11 protein-coding genes are annotated in these 17,728 nt (G+C 34.7%); 8 read left to right on the forward strand and 3 right to left on the reverse strand.

Going from position 1 to position 17,728, the window contains the following annotated elements; translation table 11 throughout:
• The first annotated feature begins 199 nt into the window (after positions 1–199).
• Positions 200–1,696 carry an MFS transporter gene (locus tag BXU01_RS20905; protein WP_083695139.1) on the forward strand — a complete coding sequence of 499 codons (1,497 nt, stop codon included), beginning with the start codon at positions 200–202 and terminating at the stop codon, positions 1,694–1,696.
• A gap of 11 nt (positions 1,697–1,707) precedes the next feature.
• Entirely contained in the window at positions 1,708–1,935 is a 228-nt protein-coding gene (locus tag BXU01_RS20910) for a DUF6814 family protein (RefSeq protein ID WP_056244706.1), read from the forward strand.
• A 118-nt stretch (positions 1,936–2,053) separates the two neighbouring features.
• On the opposite strand, the gene BXU01_RS20915 is transcribed toward BXU01_RS20910, so the two are convergent.
• Genes BXU01_RS20915 through BXU01_RS20925 form a run of 3 tightly spaced genes read right to left on the reverse strand, consistent with a single transcriptional unit; the run spans position 2,054 to position 7,534 of the window.
• Entirely contained in the window at positions 2,054–2,875 is an 822-nt protein-coding gene (locus tag BXU01_RS20915) for a SusE domain-containing protein (protein ID WP_083695142.1), read from the reverse strand.
• 17 nt (positions 2,876–2,892) lie between these two features.
• Positions 2,893–4,521, reverse strand: a complete 1,629-nt coding sequence (locus tag BXU01_RS20920; RefSeq protein WP_083695468.1) for a RagB/SusD family nutrient uptake outer membrane protein — start codon at positions 4,519–4,521, stop codon at positions 2,893–2,895.
• A gap of 37 nt (positions 4,522–4,558) precedes the next feature.
• Positions 4,559–7,534, reverse strand: a complete 2,976-nt coding sequence (locus BXU01_RS20925; protein ID WP_083695145.1) for a TonB-dependent receptor — start codon at positions 7,532–7,534, stop codon at positions 4,559–4,561.
• Between the two features lie 235 nt (positions 7,535–7,769).
• On the opposite strand from BXU01_RS20925, the gene BXU01_RS20930 reads away from it, so the two are divergent.
• The 6 genes from BXU01_RS20930 to BXU01_RS20955 all read left to right on the forward strand — a co-directional run bounded on the left by BXU01_RS20930 (position 7,770) and on the right by BXU01_RS20955 (position 17,651).
• Positions 7,770–8,801 carry a LacI family DNA-binding transcriptional regulator gene (locus BXU01_RS20930; RefSeq protein WP_055097291.1) on the forward strand — a complete coding sequence of 344 codons (1,032 nt, stop codon included), beginning with the start codon at positions 7,770–7,772 and terminating at the stop codon, positions 8,799–8,801.
• 180 nt (positions 8,802–8,981) lie between these two features.
• Entirely contained in the window at positions 8,982–10,334 is a 1,353-nt protein-coding gene (locus BXU01_RS20935; protein ID WP_083695148.1) for an MFS transporter, read from the forward strand.
• A gap of 21 nt (positions 10,335–10,355) precedes the next feature.
• A complete protein-coding gene (pgmB, locus tag BXU01_RS20940) occupies positions 10,356–11,009 on the forward strand; it encodes a beta-phosphoglucomutase (RefSeq protein ID WP_083695151.1) in 654 nt (217 codons plus the stop codon).
• Positions 11,010–11,243: 234 nt separating this feature from the next.
• Positions 11,244–13,547 (forward strand): glycoside hydrolase family 65 protein, encoded by a 2,304-nt coding sequence (locus tag BXU01_RS20945; RefSeq protein WP_083695154.1) that lies wholly within the window; start codon positions 11,244–11,246, stop codon positions 13,545–13,547.
• A 27-nt stretch (positions 13,548–13,574) separates the two neighbouring features.
• A complete protein-coding gene (locus tag BXU01_RS20950) occupies positions 13,575–15,689 on the forward strand; it encodes a glycoside hydrolase family 97 protein (RefSeq protein ID WP_083695157.1) in 2,115 nt (704 codons plus the stop codon).
• Between the two features lie 105 nt (positions 15,690–15,794).
• Positions 15,795–17,651, forward strand: coding sequence for a glycoside hydrolase family 13 protein (locus tag BXU01_RS20955; protein ID WP_083695159.1), 1,857 nt, complete (start codon positions 15,795–15,797; stop codon positions 17,649–17,651).
• Positions 17,652–17,728: the final 77 nt, after the last annotated feature.

Genomic DNA, 17,728 nt, shown 5'->3' on the forward strand with positions numbered 1-17,728 from the left:
AGCGTAAAATCTTAGTGCTCTTTGCGGTAAAATTGTTATTATCTTGTGTCTTTTAATGCAATTAGTATTACTAAAAACTCAGATGCCAACAATTAAGCTATTTTTGTTAAAAAAGTATCAACTAAATAAAAAAATATCTTATATATTCGTAAAATGATACTTAATGATTTTATTTATTACTAAAAACACATAGCGTTTTATGAGCAAAACTTCTACAAAAGGCATTTGGAAAGTAATTTCGGCCTCATCAATGGGCACAATGATTGAGTGGTATGACTTTTATATTTTTGGAAGTTTAGCCGTTGTAATTTCAACAAAATTCTTTCCGAGTGATAATCCTACCGCGGCATTTTTATCGACTTTGGCCACTTTTGCAGCAGGTTTTGTAGTTCGGCCTTTTGGAGCATTATTCTTTGGAAGACTTGGTGATATCATTGGCCGTAAATATACTTTTATGGCTACTTTATTATTAATGGGCGGATCAACTTTTTTAATAGGCTGTATTCCCAGTTATGAAACCATTGGTTTTATGGCACCGTTATTAGTTTTAATTCTGCGTTTATTACAAGGTCTGGCTTTAGGCGGAGAATATGGCGGAGCAGCCACTTATGTTGCTGAACATGCTCCGGTGGGACAAAAAGGATATTGGACTTCCTGGATCCAAACCACAGCTACAGTTGGATTATTTATTTCGTTAATGGTTATTCTGGCGACCAAAAATGTCCTTTCTGCTCAAGATTTTGATTCCTGGGGATGGCGTGTTCCGTTTTGGGTTTCTATCGTAATGGTAGGGGTTTCATATTTGATTCGTAAAAACATGGATGAATCTCCTGTATTTGCAAAAGCTAAAAAAGAAGGAAAAACAAGCACAAACCCGCTAAAAGAAAGCTTTGGAAACAGGTATAACTTAAAATTTGTTTTACTGGCTTTATTTGGCGCTACAATGGGACAAGGTGTGGTTTGGTATACTGGACAATTTTATGCCATGAGCTTTATGAAAACCGTAATGAATATTGATTCATCTCAGGTCGATGGGTTGTTGGGAATTGCACTATTAATAGGCACTCCTTTTTTTATTGTTTTTGGATGGCTAAGTGACAAAGTGGGCAGAAAATATATTATGATGAGCGGAATGCTGCTGGCTATTATATTTTACAGACCAATCTACAAAATGATGTACAACACCACGGCCGTTACTTATAAAACCGAAATTGTAGAAAGAAGAAGTGAAAGTGTCGAAAAAACCAAAAATAATGACATAATAACCTTAATTTCAAAAACCTATACTGACGGAACTACGTATATCGAAAAGAAGACTGATTTTGCTAATAAAAAAGAATCTCAAAGTAGTGTTTCGATCACTATAAATTCAGCAGACGAATGGACATTAATATTTTTAGTCTTTATTCAGGTGTTATTTGTTACAATGGTTTATGGGCCTATCGCAGCTTTTCTGGTCGAAATGTTTCCGGCAAAAATCAGATATACTTCGATGTCGCTGCCATATCATGTTGGGAACGGTATTTTTGGAGGGTTACTTCCGGCTATATCAACGTATTTTGTAACTCATTCAAAAGAAGCCGGAAAACCTGACTTTTATCTTGACGGACTTTGGTATCCTATTATTATAGCTTCTGTTTGCTTTGTAATTGGAATGATTTATATCGATAATAAAAACAAAACTAATCACCTTTAATATACATAATTATGAATGCGATCAAACAAATTTTAGGTGTTTTATGGATTGTTCTTGCGGTTGCAGCGGCTTATTTTTGCGTATTTGAATTTGGTTTACCCAAACTTCTATCAGACAAACAAGACGATTTAGTCTTTGGAATCATCATTCTTTTTATCCTTACTCCGCTTATTGTTTTAGGACTGGGAACCTTTGGGTATTTTGCCGTAATTGGAGAATATAACAAAGAAAAAATGTAAAATAAAAGGGCTGCCTTTTTACAGACAGCCCCTTTACATTACTAACATAACCAATTTTTATTTTGTCTACGACAAAAGGGCTACCTGACAGTAGCCCTTATTTATTTACAGCTAGAAATTAATCTAATGTTATTGTTTTTGCAACGTTGTCAATTTTAAATACTCTTGATCCTGTAGGTCCGATATATTTAAAATTAGAATCTCCGTCACCAGCATTTACTAATTCTGAATCAATCGTGTAACCCAATCCTGAATAGTAAGTAAAGTTATGACTGTTGTCTCCACCCCAGTTACCACCGCTTGTGAAGTCATTTTTGATAAATTCTCTAAATCCTTCTCCGCTTTTAAGAACAAGAGTAACCTGATAGATGTTACTTTGACCAGCAACTAAAGGAAACTCAGTTTCTGCATCGCCATCCCAAGACCATCCTCCAGGTGTAGCTGCACCAACTAACCAGTGAGAACTAGCTAATGGTATGTGATAAGGTGTCGCTTTGATCGTAAAACTATTAGAGTATTGAGGAATCCCTGAAGCTCCTACAACAGATCTAACACGGATATCAACATTGTTTACTTCTTTCTCAACAAAACCACCGTTTACCAATGCAGAGTTTAATTCTCCTACTGTTACTTCTTGCGAAATAGCAGTTGTGCTCATTACAGTTACCGGGCTTGCAAAATTAGTTCCTGCTTTTGCAACCTGAATTGTGTAATTTATTATTGCCTGAGGTACGGTATAAGTTGCCTTATTCCAAGTAACAGTTGTAGCAACGTTTTTCTCTGTTTCTTTTGATAGTACAATACTAAAATCAGATTTTGGTGTTAATAATACCGGAGCAGTCGCTGCATCAATAACAGGTCTGTTCTCAACATCATCAGCATTACATGAAACCGCCAAAACACCAATAAATGCGATTAAAATTTTATATATATTTTTCATTTTAATGTTTTATAAAGTTAGTATCCAGGGTTTTGTTTCAAAGTTGGATTTGCCTGAATATTTCTTGCAGGAATAGGCATTAAATCTCTGAATGACTCTGTAGCGTTACCATTTACAGAACCACCTTTCCATTGCCAGATTTTAGACGAACCACTAAATTTTCCAAAACGAATCAAATCAGTTCTTCTGTGACATTCCCAGAATAACTCTCTTCCTCTTTCATCCAGGATAAAATCAAGAGTTAATTGAGGAAGTGTAATTGCCTGTGCATTTGCTCTTGCTCTAATTTGATTTACATACCCTAAAGCAGTTGTAAGGTTTCCGCTTGCAGCTCCTCTAAGAGTTGCTTCAGCATACATTAAATAAGCATCCGTTAATCTGAACATTGGGAAATCGATATCCGGGATATCATTTCTTTGCGCTGCAGAACCATCAGCATTTTTATTGATATATTTTGTTACAGCATAACCATCTGTAAAAGTCGAAACATTATTAATGTCTTTAGATTGTCCGTTTGTATAAAACGTACCTCTTTTATCTCCGGTTGCAGTTTCATCAGGAAAAAGATTTACAAACTCTCTACGAGTTCTAATCCCTTGCCATCCACCATCCATACCTCTTGATGCAGCATCCATGCTACCTCCAATAGAAGCGTGCATGATAAAACTCATACCTCCACCAGTTGCTCTAATTGCATTACCATCACCAACAATTGGGAAAATAACTTCAGATTGAGCACCATTTCTATTATTATCTGCAGAGAATAAATAACGGTAAGGAACATTTGCGAAAGTATATCCTGAACCCGTAATAATTTCATTACATAAAGTTGCAGCTTCATTGTTTTTATCTACACCTATATATACTTTAGCATTTAAATAAACTTGTGCCAATAAAAATTTAGCAGCAGTTTTATCAACTCTTCCATATTCATTTGCTTTTGACGCCACTAAACTATTATCTAAGTCTTTCAATTCAGATTCAACAAAAGCAAAAACTTCTGCTCTTGTTTTTTGTTCCGGATAAAAGAATCCAACAGGATCTTTTTCTGTTGTAATTGGCACATTTCCAAATAAATCCATTAAGTTGTAATAAGAGAAAGCTCTTAAAAAACGAGCTTCGGCTCTAAAGTTAGCGATATCAGCTTTTAAGTTTGCATCAACACCTCTTGCAGTTAATTTCTCCTCTGTAGTTTGTCTTAAAAATTCATTAGCAACACTAATATGGTAAAATGCTCTTGAGAAAGTTCCTTCAAGAAATTCATTTGCAGGAGACCATGTCTGAGCATTTAATGTTGGTAAAGTACCATCTGCCCATGCAATAATTGCTTCATCTGTAGTAAATTCCTGTGTTACAAAAAGTAATCTCAAGTAACTGCTAAAATCACCACCAAGTCCTGCAATATCAGGACTTTTTCCAGGTACAGCAGCATCACCATCACCATCATTACCACCCACATACAAACCTGCGTATAATTTAGCCAAAACTTCTTTATACGATTTAGGATCTTGAAAAAAGGTTTCTGATAAAAATTCATCATCATCCTTTGGCGTCACGTTTAAGTCGTCCGTACACGAAGTAAGCGTCATACTTAATCCTAAAACGAATAGGAAAAAATAAGATATATATTTAAATGATATTTTCATTTTGTTTGTTTTTAAATTTTTGATTTTCAGTCTACTATTAGAAATTCGCATTTACTCCAAACAAGAATGTTCTTGCTCTTGGATATACATTATTATCAATTCCGTTGAATTTCTCAGGATCTAAACCATTGTATTTTGTTAGAATGAAAACATTCTGAACACCAGCTGTAAATCTTAAAGTAGCAGCTTTTATGATTGTTTTATCTAAAGTATATCCAAGTGTAATGTTATCTAATTTGATAAAAGAAGCATCTTTTACAAAATAATCAGACAAGTAACGTGATGTACCATTATCTTCAAAAGTAAAACCAGTATTATAGTAATCTGAACTTACGTTAGACAAATCAGTTTGTCTTCTTAATCCAGCATCAGAATAACCTAAATTAGAACTTACGTTATCAAAAATTTTATTACCTACACTTGCTCTCCAGTTCATTGTAAAATCAAACTTTTTGTAGTTTAATGTAGAAAACAAACCAAAAGTATAATCAGGAGCCGCTTTTCCAGCTCTGTAACGATCTGCTGTATCAATTTTTCCATCTCCGTTTCTGTCTACATAAGCACCAGCAATTGGTTTTTTGTTTGCATCGTATAATTGCTCATACACAAAAAATGAATTTGGTGAATATCCTACTGAGTTGATAAGGATTTTATTTCCGTTTCCACCAGCGATATTATCTCCGGTTAAATAACCCTGAAAACCAGGAACCGTAATTCCTAACTCAGAAATATTCTGGTCGATATAAGTCGTATTAAAAGCTACATTCCAAGTCAAATTGTCGTTTTTAACAATATCAGAAGCAATACTAAATTCAACCCCTTTTGTTCTTACACTACCAATATTAAAGAAACCTTGATTTCTAAGATTCGCACCATCAGGAACTGCAATATCAGCTAATAAATCTGTAGATTTTTTATCAAAATAGTTAATAGATCCTGTAATTCTGTCGTTGAAGAATCCGTAATCGATACCCACGTTAGACTCTGTCAATTCTTCCCATTTAATATTTTCGTTATATCCTTCTGGTCTTGCAGTTGAATAAATAGTGTTACCAAAAATATATTGCGAATTAATTGTTCCAAGAGTTACCCTGCGTAAATAATCATATTGAGCCGAGATATCCTGTTGACCTGTAGTTCCGTAACCAACTCTTAATTTTAAATTTGAAATAGTCGAATTACCTTTTAAGAAAGCCTCTTCAGACAAATTCCAAGCAAAAGCGCCTCCTGCAAAATTCCCCCATCTGTTATCTTCAGAAAAACGAGAAGTTCCGTCTCTTCTATAATTTAAAGTCAATAGATATCTACTGTCATACCCTAAATTCAAACGTCCGAAGAAAGATTGTAAGTTAACATCCGGATCTGTAGCAACATCCTCATTAGGATTTGGCTGTCTTGTTTCTCCAGATGAATATTTCTCTTTTTGAAACAATTGGTAGTTATAACCCGCAGTTGCATCAATTTTAATTTTTCCAATATCTTTAGTATAATTAAAATAAGCATTTAAGTTTTTATTTTGAAGCGCATCAGTATAGTTGCTGTAATTTCCTAAATTTACATAAGCCGGATCACTAAACGCTTTTGGCTGATATCCTAACGCACTTTGTGTACTTACTTCTGTATATCCGCTGCTGTCAAATCTATCGATACCAGCTTCTGCAACAACTCTTAAATCTTCAAAGAAATGAAGTTTATAATCTACTCTAACATTCCCCCATTTTCTGGTTGAAGTTGCTCTTCTGTTATCCTGATTTAATCTTGCTACAGGATTTCTTGCCGGTAATAAAGGTAAGTTTCCAGTTGGCTCTAACCATTCAAAGTATCCTCCATAACGAGAACCTGCCTGATAAACTGGTTGTGTAGGATCAAATCCAATAGCACTTCCAATAACTCCACCTTCATCCTGAAATTGATTTTTACCAAAAGATAAATTTCCACTAATATCAATTTTTAAGTGATTATCAAAAAGAACCGGATTTAACGATATCGATGTCGTAGTTCTTTCAAAAGAAGTGTTTCTTAAGATTCCTGGATTATCAACATTTCCAACAGATAAACGTACAGGCAATTTGTTGAACAAAGAACCGCTTACAGATATATTATTGTTAGTTGTCAAGGCTGTATGAAAAATTTCATCTTGCCAGTTTGTATTTGCATTACCCAACAAAGCTTGTTGAGCTGGTGAACCTTTAGTCTTTACCAATTCTCTGTATTGATCTGCGCTCATTACATCTACTGTATTCGCTACTGTATTGATACCAACCTGAGAGCTGAAGTTAACTTTTACACCACCTTTACTTCCTTTTTTAGTCGTAATAACGATTACACCATTTGCCGCTCTTGACCCGTAGATCGCTGCTGCAGATGCATCTTTAAGAACCGTAAATGACTCAATATCATTAGGATCAATTGTAGATAAAATACTTGTAGAACCACTTGGCACAGCATTACTCAACGGAAGTCCGTCTAATACAATTAATGGTTCATTTGAAGCATTTAAAGAAGATCCTCCACGAATCCTGATATCTGCTTTAGCTCCGGGAGCTCCTCCTCCAGTTACATTTACACCAGAAATACGACCACTGATTAAAGTCTCAGGAGTTACGTTGATCCCTTTATTAAAATCTTTCGCAGCAATTTGAGACACAGAACCTGTAGCATCTTTTTTCTTAACAGTACCGTAACCTACTTGTACCACAACTTCTTTAAGTTGATTTGTATCTTCTTCTAAAGAAACGCTTAATGTTTGTTGACCATTAAAAGTTACAGTTGACGTTTTGTATCCAATAAATGAAACCAAAATTTTGTCTCCATTTTTTAAATTAGATAACTGAAATTTACCGTCAAAATCTGTTGATGTTCCGCCCGGAGCACCTTGTACACTTACGTTTACTCCCGGGATTGGTTGTCCCGTTGCCTGGTCGGCAACTGTTCCTTTTAAAGTACTTTGAGCTAGTACAGTAAACGGCAACAGTAAGAATAAAAATAACAACTTTTTATAAATTGTTTTCATACTTTTTGTTTAAATTAGTTTGAGTTTTTGATTGTTAGTTAAGTTTTTAATTTTACTTCGAATTTCAAAATTAGGAATTTATTAACACGGCCAACCAGTTACAATTTATATTGGATTACGAAAACGTGATAGTGTTGAAAACTTTCTATATTTTGTAATCTTTTCAGTCAAAAAATGACAAATCAAAAAATAAAAGATACCTTTATTAATAATTAGATTTTTTTCAATAATAACTATGAAACGCAAAATAACCTTAAAACAGATTGCGAAGGAACTTGACGTGTCTATTTCAACTGTCTCAAAATCACTTAGAAACAGTCTTGAAATAGGAGAAGAAACCCGCCTAAAAGTCCAAGCTTTTGCAAAGTTTTACAACTATAAACCTAACAATATTGCTCTTAGTTTAAAAAATCGAAAAACCAAAAGTATTGGTATTATTATTCCGGAAATTGTACATTATTTTTTCTCTACGGTAATCAACGGAATTGAACAGGTTGCAAACGAAAATGGCTACAGTGTTGTCATATGCTTGTCTGATGATTCATTCGATAAAGAAGTCCTGAATATGGAGATGTTAGCCAATGGAAGTATCGATGGTTTCATCATGTCACTTTCTAAAGAAACTCAGTACAAAGGTGATTTCCACCATATTACCGAAGTTATCAATCAAGGAATGCCAGTTGTGATGTTCGACCGAGTTACTAATGATATCCTTTGCGACAAAGTTATTATTGATGATAAAGCTGCCGCTTATGAAGCTGTTCAGAGTTTGATTGATAATGGCCGAAAAAAGATTGCCCTTGTAACCACCGTTGATTATGTAAGTGTTGGAAAATTAAGAACAGACGGTTACGAAAAAGCGCTTCTTGACAACGGATTACCATTTAATGAAGATTTAATCATAAAAATTGAAGACGTAGATACTTGTGAAATCACCATAAGCCAGCTTTTACACGACAGGGCTTTTGATGCTGTTTTTGCTGTAAATGAGCTTTTTGCAGTAACCATTATCAAAACAGCAAGCAAAATGGGACTTAAAGTTCCGGAAGATCTTGCCGTAATTGCTTTTACTGACGGAATCATCTCTAAATACTCAACGCCAAGTATTACAACTGTAAGCCAGAGTGGTGAAAAAATGGGAAATAAAGCCGCTAAAATGCTGATCGAAAGACTCGAAGCAGAACATAATGACGACGAAGAAGAAAACGAAAATTATACTACGGAAGTTATCGAAACACACCTTATAAAAAGAGAATCTACTGACTAATTTTCTTAAAATCAAATACATTCTAAAGCCATAAATAATATTTGTGGCTTTTTTGTTAGCATATATCTAAAAATAATTTATACTTTTACCGCCGTCAAAGCTTTTACTTTTACTTCGAAAAAAACAGTAAGTTTTGATAAGCAAAGCGCTTATCGTCTAATTAATTCTTTAATTACGATAATGGAAAAGCGTAAATTAAGTTTCTGGGAAATTTGGAACATGAGTTTCGGTTTCTTGGGAATACAAATGGGGTTTGCACTTCAGAATGCAAATGCCAGCAGAATTCTTCAAATTTTTGGTGCCGACGTACATGAACTTTCATGGTTCTGGATTATTGCTCCCCTTATGGGATTAATAGTACAACCTGTTATTGGTCATTACAGTGATAAAACCTGGGGAAGATTTGGCAGACGAAAACCATTTTTTCTTGTTGGCGCTATTTTAGCTTCAGTTGGATTAATTTTAATGCCACAAGCTAATATTTTCATTTCAGTATTACCTGCATTATGGGTTGGGGCCGGAATGTTAATGATTATGGATGCTTCTTTCAACATTGCCATGGAGCCATTTCGTGCTTTGGTTGGTGATAATTTAAGAACAGATCAGCGTACAGCAGGTTTCAGTATTCAAACTTCATTAATTGGTTTTGGCGCCGTGATTGGTTCCGCTTTGCCTTATGTTCTAACCAAGTATTTTCATGTTTCAAATAGTACGGTTCCCGGAAGTGTGCCTTTGAATTTGACACTTTCTTTTATCATTGGAGCTGCAGTTTTAATTGGTTCAATCTTAGTAACCCTTTTTACAACAAAAGAATATTCACCTGAAGAATTAGCCAATTTTGAAGATCCTCAAAGTGAAGTAGATGTTCCTTCTGAAGAAAAATCTAAACTTACAGACATTTTTACAGACTTTGCAAAAATGCCAACAACAATGCGTCAATTGAGTTGGGTACAATTTTTCTCTTGGTTTGGATTATTTGGAATGTGGGTTTTTACAACTCCAGCCATTGCGCATCATATTTACGGTTTGCCTTTAAGCGACACTTCAAGCCAGCAATATCAAGATGCCGGAGATTGGGTGGGAATTCTGTTTGGAGTTTACAATTTAGTTTCTGCTATTATCGCACTGTTTTTCTTACCCTATATCGCTAAAAAAATTGGCCGAAAATCAACTCACGCACTTTCATTAATCATTGGAGGAATTGGGTTAATCTCGATTTATTTCATGCCAAATGAAGACTGGGTTGTATTACCAATGATTTTAATTGGAGTTGCCTGGGCAAGTATTTTAGCAATGCCTTATGCCATTCTTGCAGGATCAATTGCTCCTAAAAAGATGGGGGTTTACATGGGTATTTTCAACTTTTTCGTTGTAATTCCTCAAATTGTAAATGCACTTATTGGAGGTCCAATTGTAAAATACCTTTATAATGGTGATGCTATTTACGCCTTAATTACCAGTGGAGTAAGCTTTTTAATCGCTGCTCTTTTAGTCTACAAAGTAAAAGATGTAGACGATACTATTCAAAAATAATAAAGAAGAATTTCTCATATAATGAACAAAAAAGCATTCATATTCGACCTTGATGGCGTAATTGTCGATACCGCTAGATACCACTTTTTAGCCTGGCAGAAAATCGCTCAATCATTAAATATAAATTTTACACACGAAAATAACGAGTTGCTTAAAGGGGTAAGTCGTGTACGTTCGTTAGATATAATTCTTGAATTAGGAAATGTTCAGGCTTCTCAGGAAGACAAAGACAAATGGTTAATTCAAAAAAATGAAGATTACTTATCTTATTTAGTTGACATGGATGAAAGTGAGATTCTTCCGGGAGTTTTTAAAACGCTTCAACTATTAAAAGAAAAAAATCAGGGAATTGCATTGGGTTCTGCCAGTAAAAATGCAAGACCAATCCTTGAAAAAACAGGAATTCTTTCGTATTTCGATGTTATTGTTGACGGAAATGACGTTACCAACGCAAAACCAGATCCGGAAGTTTTCCTGAAAGCGGCTCAATTATTACATATTGATCCAAAAAATGCAATAGTATTTGAAGATTCTGTTGCCGGAATTCAAGCGGCAAACATAGCAGAAATGGTAAGTGTAGGAATTGGTGAGGAAACAATTTTACATGAAGCTGATTATATTTTTAAAGATTTTACCGAAATCGACTCAAGTTTTATCGAGAAACTAATCGGTTAGTGAAGAATGTCGCAATGTGTCAATTTGATAATTAGATAATTCACGAAATCTTGAATTATCTAATTAAAGAAACCAATTTTAAAAATAAAATCATCAATTAAAAAGTAAAATAGTAAAACAACGAGTAATTAAGGATAGAACCAAATTAGAAATAACCCAAAACGAATAATTATCAAATTGGCACATTTTCTAATTGACACATTATCTAATTGCCCAATTATCTAATTTAAAAAAATGAATCAAGATTATATAAAACCAGACAATTGGTCCATAATAGAAGAAGGATTTGATGTAGAAAGAGTAAAATCGTCTGAAAGTCTTTTTAGTATCGGAAACGGTGCGATGGGACAACGTGCCAATTTTGAAGAAACTTATTCTGGTGAAACTTTTCAGGGAAGTTACATTGCCGGAATTTATTATCCGGATAAAACTAAAGTGGGATGGTGGAAAAACGGGTATCCAAAATATTTTGCAAAAGTATTAAACGCTCCAAACTGGATTGGAATTGACGTTGAAATCAACGAAGAAAATCTTGATTTAAATACGTGTACCGAAGTTAGAAATTTCCGCAGAGAACTGAATATGAAAGAAGGATGGTACAATCGTTCTTTTGAAGCAACGTTGAAAAACGGAACTGAAATAGCCGTAAACGTACGTCGCTTTCTTTCTTTGGATCTGGATGAAACGGGAATTATCAAATTTGATATTACGCCCTTAAACAAAGATGCCAAAATTGTCTACAAACCTTATGTTGATGCCGGTGTAACCAATGAAGATGCAAACTGGGAAGAAAAATTCTGGGAACCGCTTGAAGTTAAAAAAGGAACAAATGAAGCTTTTGTAACCGCACAGACTTTTAAAACGCATTTTAAAGTAACGACTTTCATGCACAATACGATTTTGGCAAACGATGAAGATATTCATGTTTCGCCTTCGACAATCGATTCAAGTGCTGATAAAGTTCAATATACTTACGGAACTATTATCGCAAAAGGGCAAACCTCATCTATCCAGAAAATTGGAGGATATACGGTTTCTTTAAACCATGATAATACTTTGGCTGCAGCCGAAAAAACAATAAAATCTGCCCTTAATTTAGGATACGATGCTTTACTTCAAAATCAAATTGATGCCTGGGCAAAAATCTGGGAAATGTCAGATATTACAATCGATGGCGACGTAAAAGCACAACAAGGAATTCGTTTTAATATCTTTCAATTAAATCAAACCTATTTAGGAAAAGATTCTCGTTTGAATATTGGTCCAAAAGGTTTTACCGGAGAAAAATACGGAGGATCAACGTATTGGGATACTGAGGCTTATTGTATTCCGTTTTATATGGCGACAAAAGATCAGCAGGTTGCGCGTAATTTATTGACGTATCGTTTCAATCAATTGGATAAAGCGATTGAAAATGCGAAGGATAATTTAGGTTTCAAAAATGGCGCTGCTTTATATCCAATGGTGACCATGAATGGAGAAGAATGTCATAACGAATGGGAAATCACGCACGAAGAAATTCACAGAAATGGTGCGATCGCATTTGCAATTTATAACTATTACCGTTTTACCGGAGATTACTCTTATATTCCAGAAAAAGGATTGGAAGTTTTAATCGGGATTGCGCGTTTCTGGCATCAAAGAGCTTCTTTCTCTAAAGAGAAAAATCAATATGTAATTCTTGGAGTTACAGGTCCAAACGAATACGAAAACAACATCAACAATAATTTCTACACCAATTATATTGCCAAATGGTGTATTGATTATGCATCAGAACAAATCACTAAAGTCGCTGCAGAATATCCTGCAGACCACAAACGTATTTTAGAAAAAGTAAATCTTGCTGCTGCTGAAATTCAGGAATGGAAAAAAGTAGCTGATGATATGTACTTCCCTACTTCTAAGGAATTAGGAATTTATTTGCAGCAAGACGGTTTCTTAGACAAAGATTTAGTTCCTGTAAAAGATCTTGATCGTTCGCAAAGACCAATCAACCAGAAATGGTCTTGGGATCGTGTTTTACGTTCGCCTTACATTAAACAAGCCGATGTTTTGCAGTGTTTTTATTTCTTTGAAGATCATTTTTCTAAAGAAGAATTAAAACGCAATTTCGAATTCTACGAATCTTTTACGGTTCATGAAAGTTCACTTTCACCTTGCGTACACTCGATTCAGGCCGCTCATTTAGATAAAATGGATATGGCATATACTTTCTATTTAAGAACTTCTCGTCTTGATCTTGATGATTATAATAAAGAAGTCGAAGAAGGCTGTCATATTACCTCAATGGCCGGAACATGGATGAGTATTGTAGAAGGTTTTGGAGGAATGAGAGTTAAAAATGATCAATTGCATTTCTCTCCAAAAATACCAAAAGAATGGGACGGTTATTCGTTTAAAATCAACTTTAGAAATCAAATTTTAAAAGTTGATGTCAATCACAATGAAACCAATTTTACTGTAGATGGTGACCAAGATTTAACAATTGTCGTTAACGGAAATCCTGTAATTGCAAGTAAATTTGTACAAATAAATTAAATACAATACCCTTAAAAACTAAAAAACATGAAAAACTTATTTTTCGCAAGTTTAATCTTGTTTGCTTTTAGCTCGATTGCAAAAGCGCAACAATTAAAATCACCCGAAGGCAAGTTCGTAATGGAATTTTCGCTTCAAAACGACGGAACTCCAACTTATAATCTGAAATATAAAAACAAAGAAGTTGTAAAAACCAGTAAATTAGGTCTTGAACTTAAAGATGATAAAAAGTCTTTATTGAATGATTTTATAGTTGCAGATACAAAAACATCGACTTTTGATGAAACCTGGAAACCAGTTTGGGGAGAAGTAGACAATATTAGAAATCATTATAATGAATTGGCCGTAACTTTAAATCAAAAAGGAACTGACAGACAAATCATAATTCGTTTCCGTTTATTTGATGACGGTTTAGGATTTAGATATGAATTTCCGGCACAAAAGAATCTTACTTACTTTGTAATCAAAGAAGAAAGATCTCAATTTGCCATGACCGGAGATCACACCGCTTTCTGGATTCCGGGAGATTACGACACTCAGGAATACGATTATACAAAATCAAAATTATCTGAAATTAGAGGCTTGTCTGAAAAAGCATACACAGCAAACGTTTCGCAAAAAAACTTTTCACCAACTGGAGTTCAGACTTCTTTGATGTTAAAAACTGCTGACGGAATCTACATCAACTTACACGAAGCAGCTTTGATCAACTATTCATGCATGCACTTGAATCTTGATGACAAAAACATGATTTTCGAATCTTGGTTAACGCCGGATGCAAAAGGTGATAAAGGATATATGCAAGCGCCGAGTCACTCGCCTTGGAGAACGATTATGGTAAGCGATAATGCGACAGAAATCTTGTCTTCAAAAATGACTTATAACTTAAATGATCCATCAAAAATTGAAAACACTTCCTGGATTAAACCGGTAAAATATATTGGTGTTTGGTGGGAAATGATTACAGGAAAAAGCTCTTGGTCCTACACAAACGATTTCCCAACGGTACAATTGGGCGTTTCTGATTTCTCTAAAGCAAAACCAAGCGGAACACACGGAGCAAACAATGCTAATGTGAAAAAATATATTGATTTTGCTGCTGCAAATGGTTTCGACGCTGTTTTAGTTGAAGGTTGGAACGAAGGTTGGGAAGACTGGTTTGGTCACTCAAAAGATTATGTTTTTGATTTCGTAACACCTTATCCGGATTTTGATGTAAAAGGTTTGCACGAATACGCAAAATCTAAAGGAATCAAAATCATCATGCACCACGAAACTTCAGGTTCTGTTCGTAACTACGAACGTCATATGGACAAAGCATACCAATTCATGAAAGACAACGGATATGATGCTGTAAAAAGCGGTTACGTTGGTGATATTTTACCTCGCGGTGAAAACCATTACGATCAATGGATTGTAAACCATTATCAATATGCTATCGAAAAAGCAGCTGATTATAAAATTATGGTGAATGCTCACGAAGCAGTTCGCCCAACCGGAATTGCAAGAACATATCCTAACTTAATAGGAAACGAAGCTGCAAGAGGAACAGAATACCAAGCTTTTGGAGGTTCTAAACCAAATCATGTTACCGTTTTACCATTTACACGTTTAATTGGTGGACCAATGGATTACACTCCAGGAATCTTCGAAATGGATATCAGCAAAATGAATCCAGATAACAAATCTCATGTAAACAGTACAATTGCAAATCAATTAGCATTATACGTTACAATGTACAGCCCATTGCAAATGGCAGCTGATACGCCGGAGAACTATAACCGTTTTCCAGATGCATTCCAATTCATTAAAGATGTGGCTGTAGATTGGTCAGAAAGTAAATATATCGAGGCTGAACCAGGAGATTATATCACTGTTGCCCGTAAAGCAAAAGGAACAAACAACTGGTTCGTAGGAAACGTAAACGGAGAAACTCCTCGTACATCAAACATCGATTTCAGTTTCCTTGAAAAAGGTAAAAAATATACCGCTACAATTTATGCTGATGCAAAAGATGCGCATTACAAAACAAATCCGCAAGCTTATACTATCAAGAAAATTGCTGTAACAAATAAATCAAAATTATCGCAGTTATCTGCTCCTGGCGGAGGTTATGCGATAAGCATTATCGAAACTAAATAATTTAATTAACGATATAAGAAATGTAAGTCCATTTAAATAGAAATCTCCCCAGTTTTTGTCTTAAATGTTCTTACATTTCTTATATGGTTTAAATTCATCTTTACTATGAACAACCTAAACCACTATATATACAAATTAGCTTTAATCGTTCTGTTGTTTTCTGCTTCCGCGAAAGCGCAAATCCAAAAAGTAGAACCACCATTTTGGTACGCCGGAATGAAAAATCCGGAACTACAGATTATGTTTTACGGAAAAAACATTGCACAATACGAAGCTTCGGTTTCAAACAATGTGGTGATTAAAAATGTAGAAAAAACCGAAAATCCTAATTACCTTTTTGTAACAATTGATACGCAAAACTTAAAAGCTTCTGAATTGGTTTTCTCTTTCAAAACCAAAAACAAAGTCTCTTTTACGCAGAAATATTCGCTAAAGGAAAGAAGAGCAAATTCAGCAGACAGAAAAAGTTACGATGCATCGGATATGATTTACTTAATTATGCCGGATCGTTTTGCTAACGGAAATCCTAAAAATGACAGCGATGCCGTTTTAACAGAAAAAGGAAATCGACAAGATCCAAGCGGTCGTCACGGAGGAGATATTGAAGGAATTATCAAAAATCTTGATTATATTTCGTCTCTTGGCGCAACTACAATCTGGAGCACGCCTTTATGCGAAGACAACGACAAACAACATTCGTATCATACTTACGGGCAATCTGATGTTTACAAAATAGATCCGCGTTACGGAACAAACGACGATTACGCTCGCTTATCGGCAGAAATGCACAAAAAGAATATGAAACTGGTTATGGATTATGTAACCAATCACTGGGGAATTACGCATTGGATGATCAAGGATTTACCAACAAAATCATGGATAAATCAATTCGAAAATTACACACAAACGCACCATCGTCGTGAGGTAATTACAGATATTCACGCTTCAAAAACAGATCAGGAAGTTTGTGTTGATGGTTGGTTTGTTCCTTCTATGCCGGATTTAAATCTAAGAAATCCTCTTGTCGCAAAATATTTGACTCAAAATGCAATTTGGTGGATTGAATTCGCCAATCTTGACGGATTTAGAGTGGATACTTATAATTATTCGGATAAAACAGCCATGGCAAATTGGGCAAAATCAATCACGAATGAATATCCAAACTTTAATATCGTGGGTGAAATCTGGATGCACAATCAGGCGAATTTAGCTTTTTGGCAAAAAGACAGTAAAATTGGTGCTATTGAAAATTACAATTCAAACCTTCCAAGTGTAATGGATTTTACGCTTCAAAGTCAGGTTACTTCTGCTTTTAACGAAAATGAACCAAGCTGGGACAACGGATTGATTAAATTCTACAACAATTTTGCAATGGATTATTTGTATCCAAACACCAATAATATTTTGGTTTTTACTGAAAATCATGACACAGATCGTATGAATGATAAGTTTAAATATGACTTACCAAAATACAAACTGGCAATGACTTTATTAGCTACAATTCGTGGAATTCCGCAATTGTACTACGGTTCAGAAATTGGAATGGGCGGAGACAAAAGCAAAGGAGATGCAGATATTAGACAAGATTTTCCTGGCGGATGGATTGGCGACAAAAACAACGCTTTCACCGCAGCAGGAAGAACGGCTGAACAAGCCAATTACTTTGATTTCACTTCGAAGTTATTCAACTGGAGAAAATCAAACGAGGCAGTTCACTTCGGAAAAATGACACATTATATTCCGGAAAATAATACTTATGTTTATTTCAGATATACGGATACTAAAACCGTAATGGTCGTTTTTAATAATAATGCTACAGCGCAGACTATCAAAACAAATCGTTTTAAAGAAAACATCAAAAACTTTAAATCAGGAAAAGATGTTTTGACAGGAAAAACATTTGATTTAGCTACTGAAATTACTTTAGAACCAAAATCAGCAATTGTTTTAGAATTAGAATAAATTTAAAACATAATATTTTCCGCCACGAATTCACGAATTTTTATAAAAACATAATTCGTGAATTCGTGGCGGTTTTT

The sequence above is a fragment of the [Flexibacter] sp. ATCC 35103 genome, assembly GCF_001975985.1.
Lineage (GTDB): Bacteria > Bacteroidota > Bacteroidia > Flavobacteriales > Flavobacteriaceae > Flavobacterium.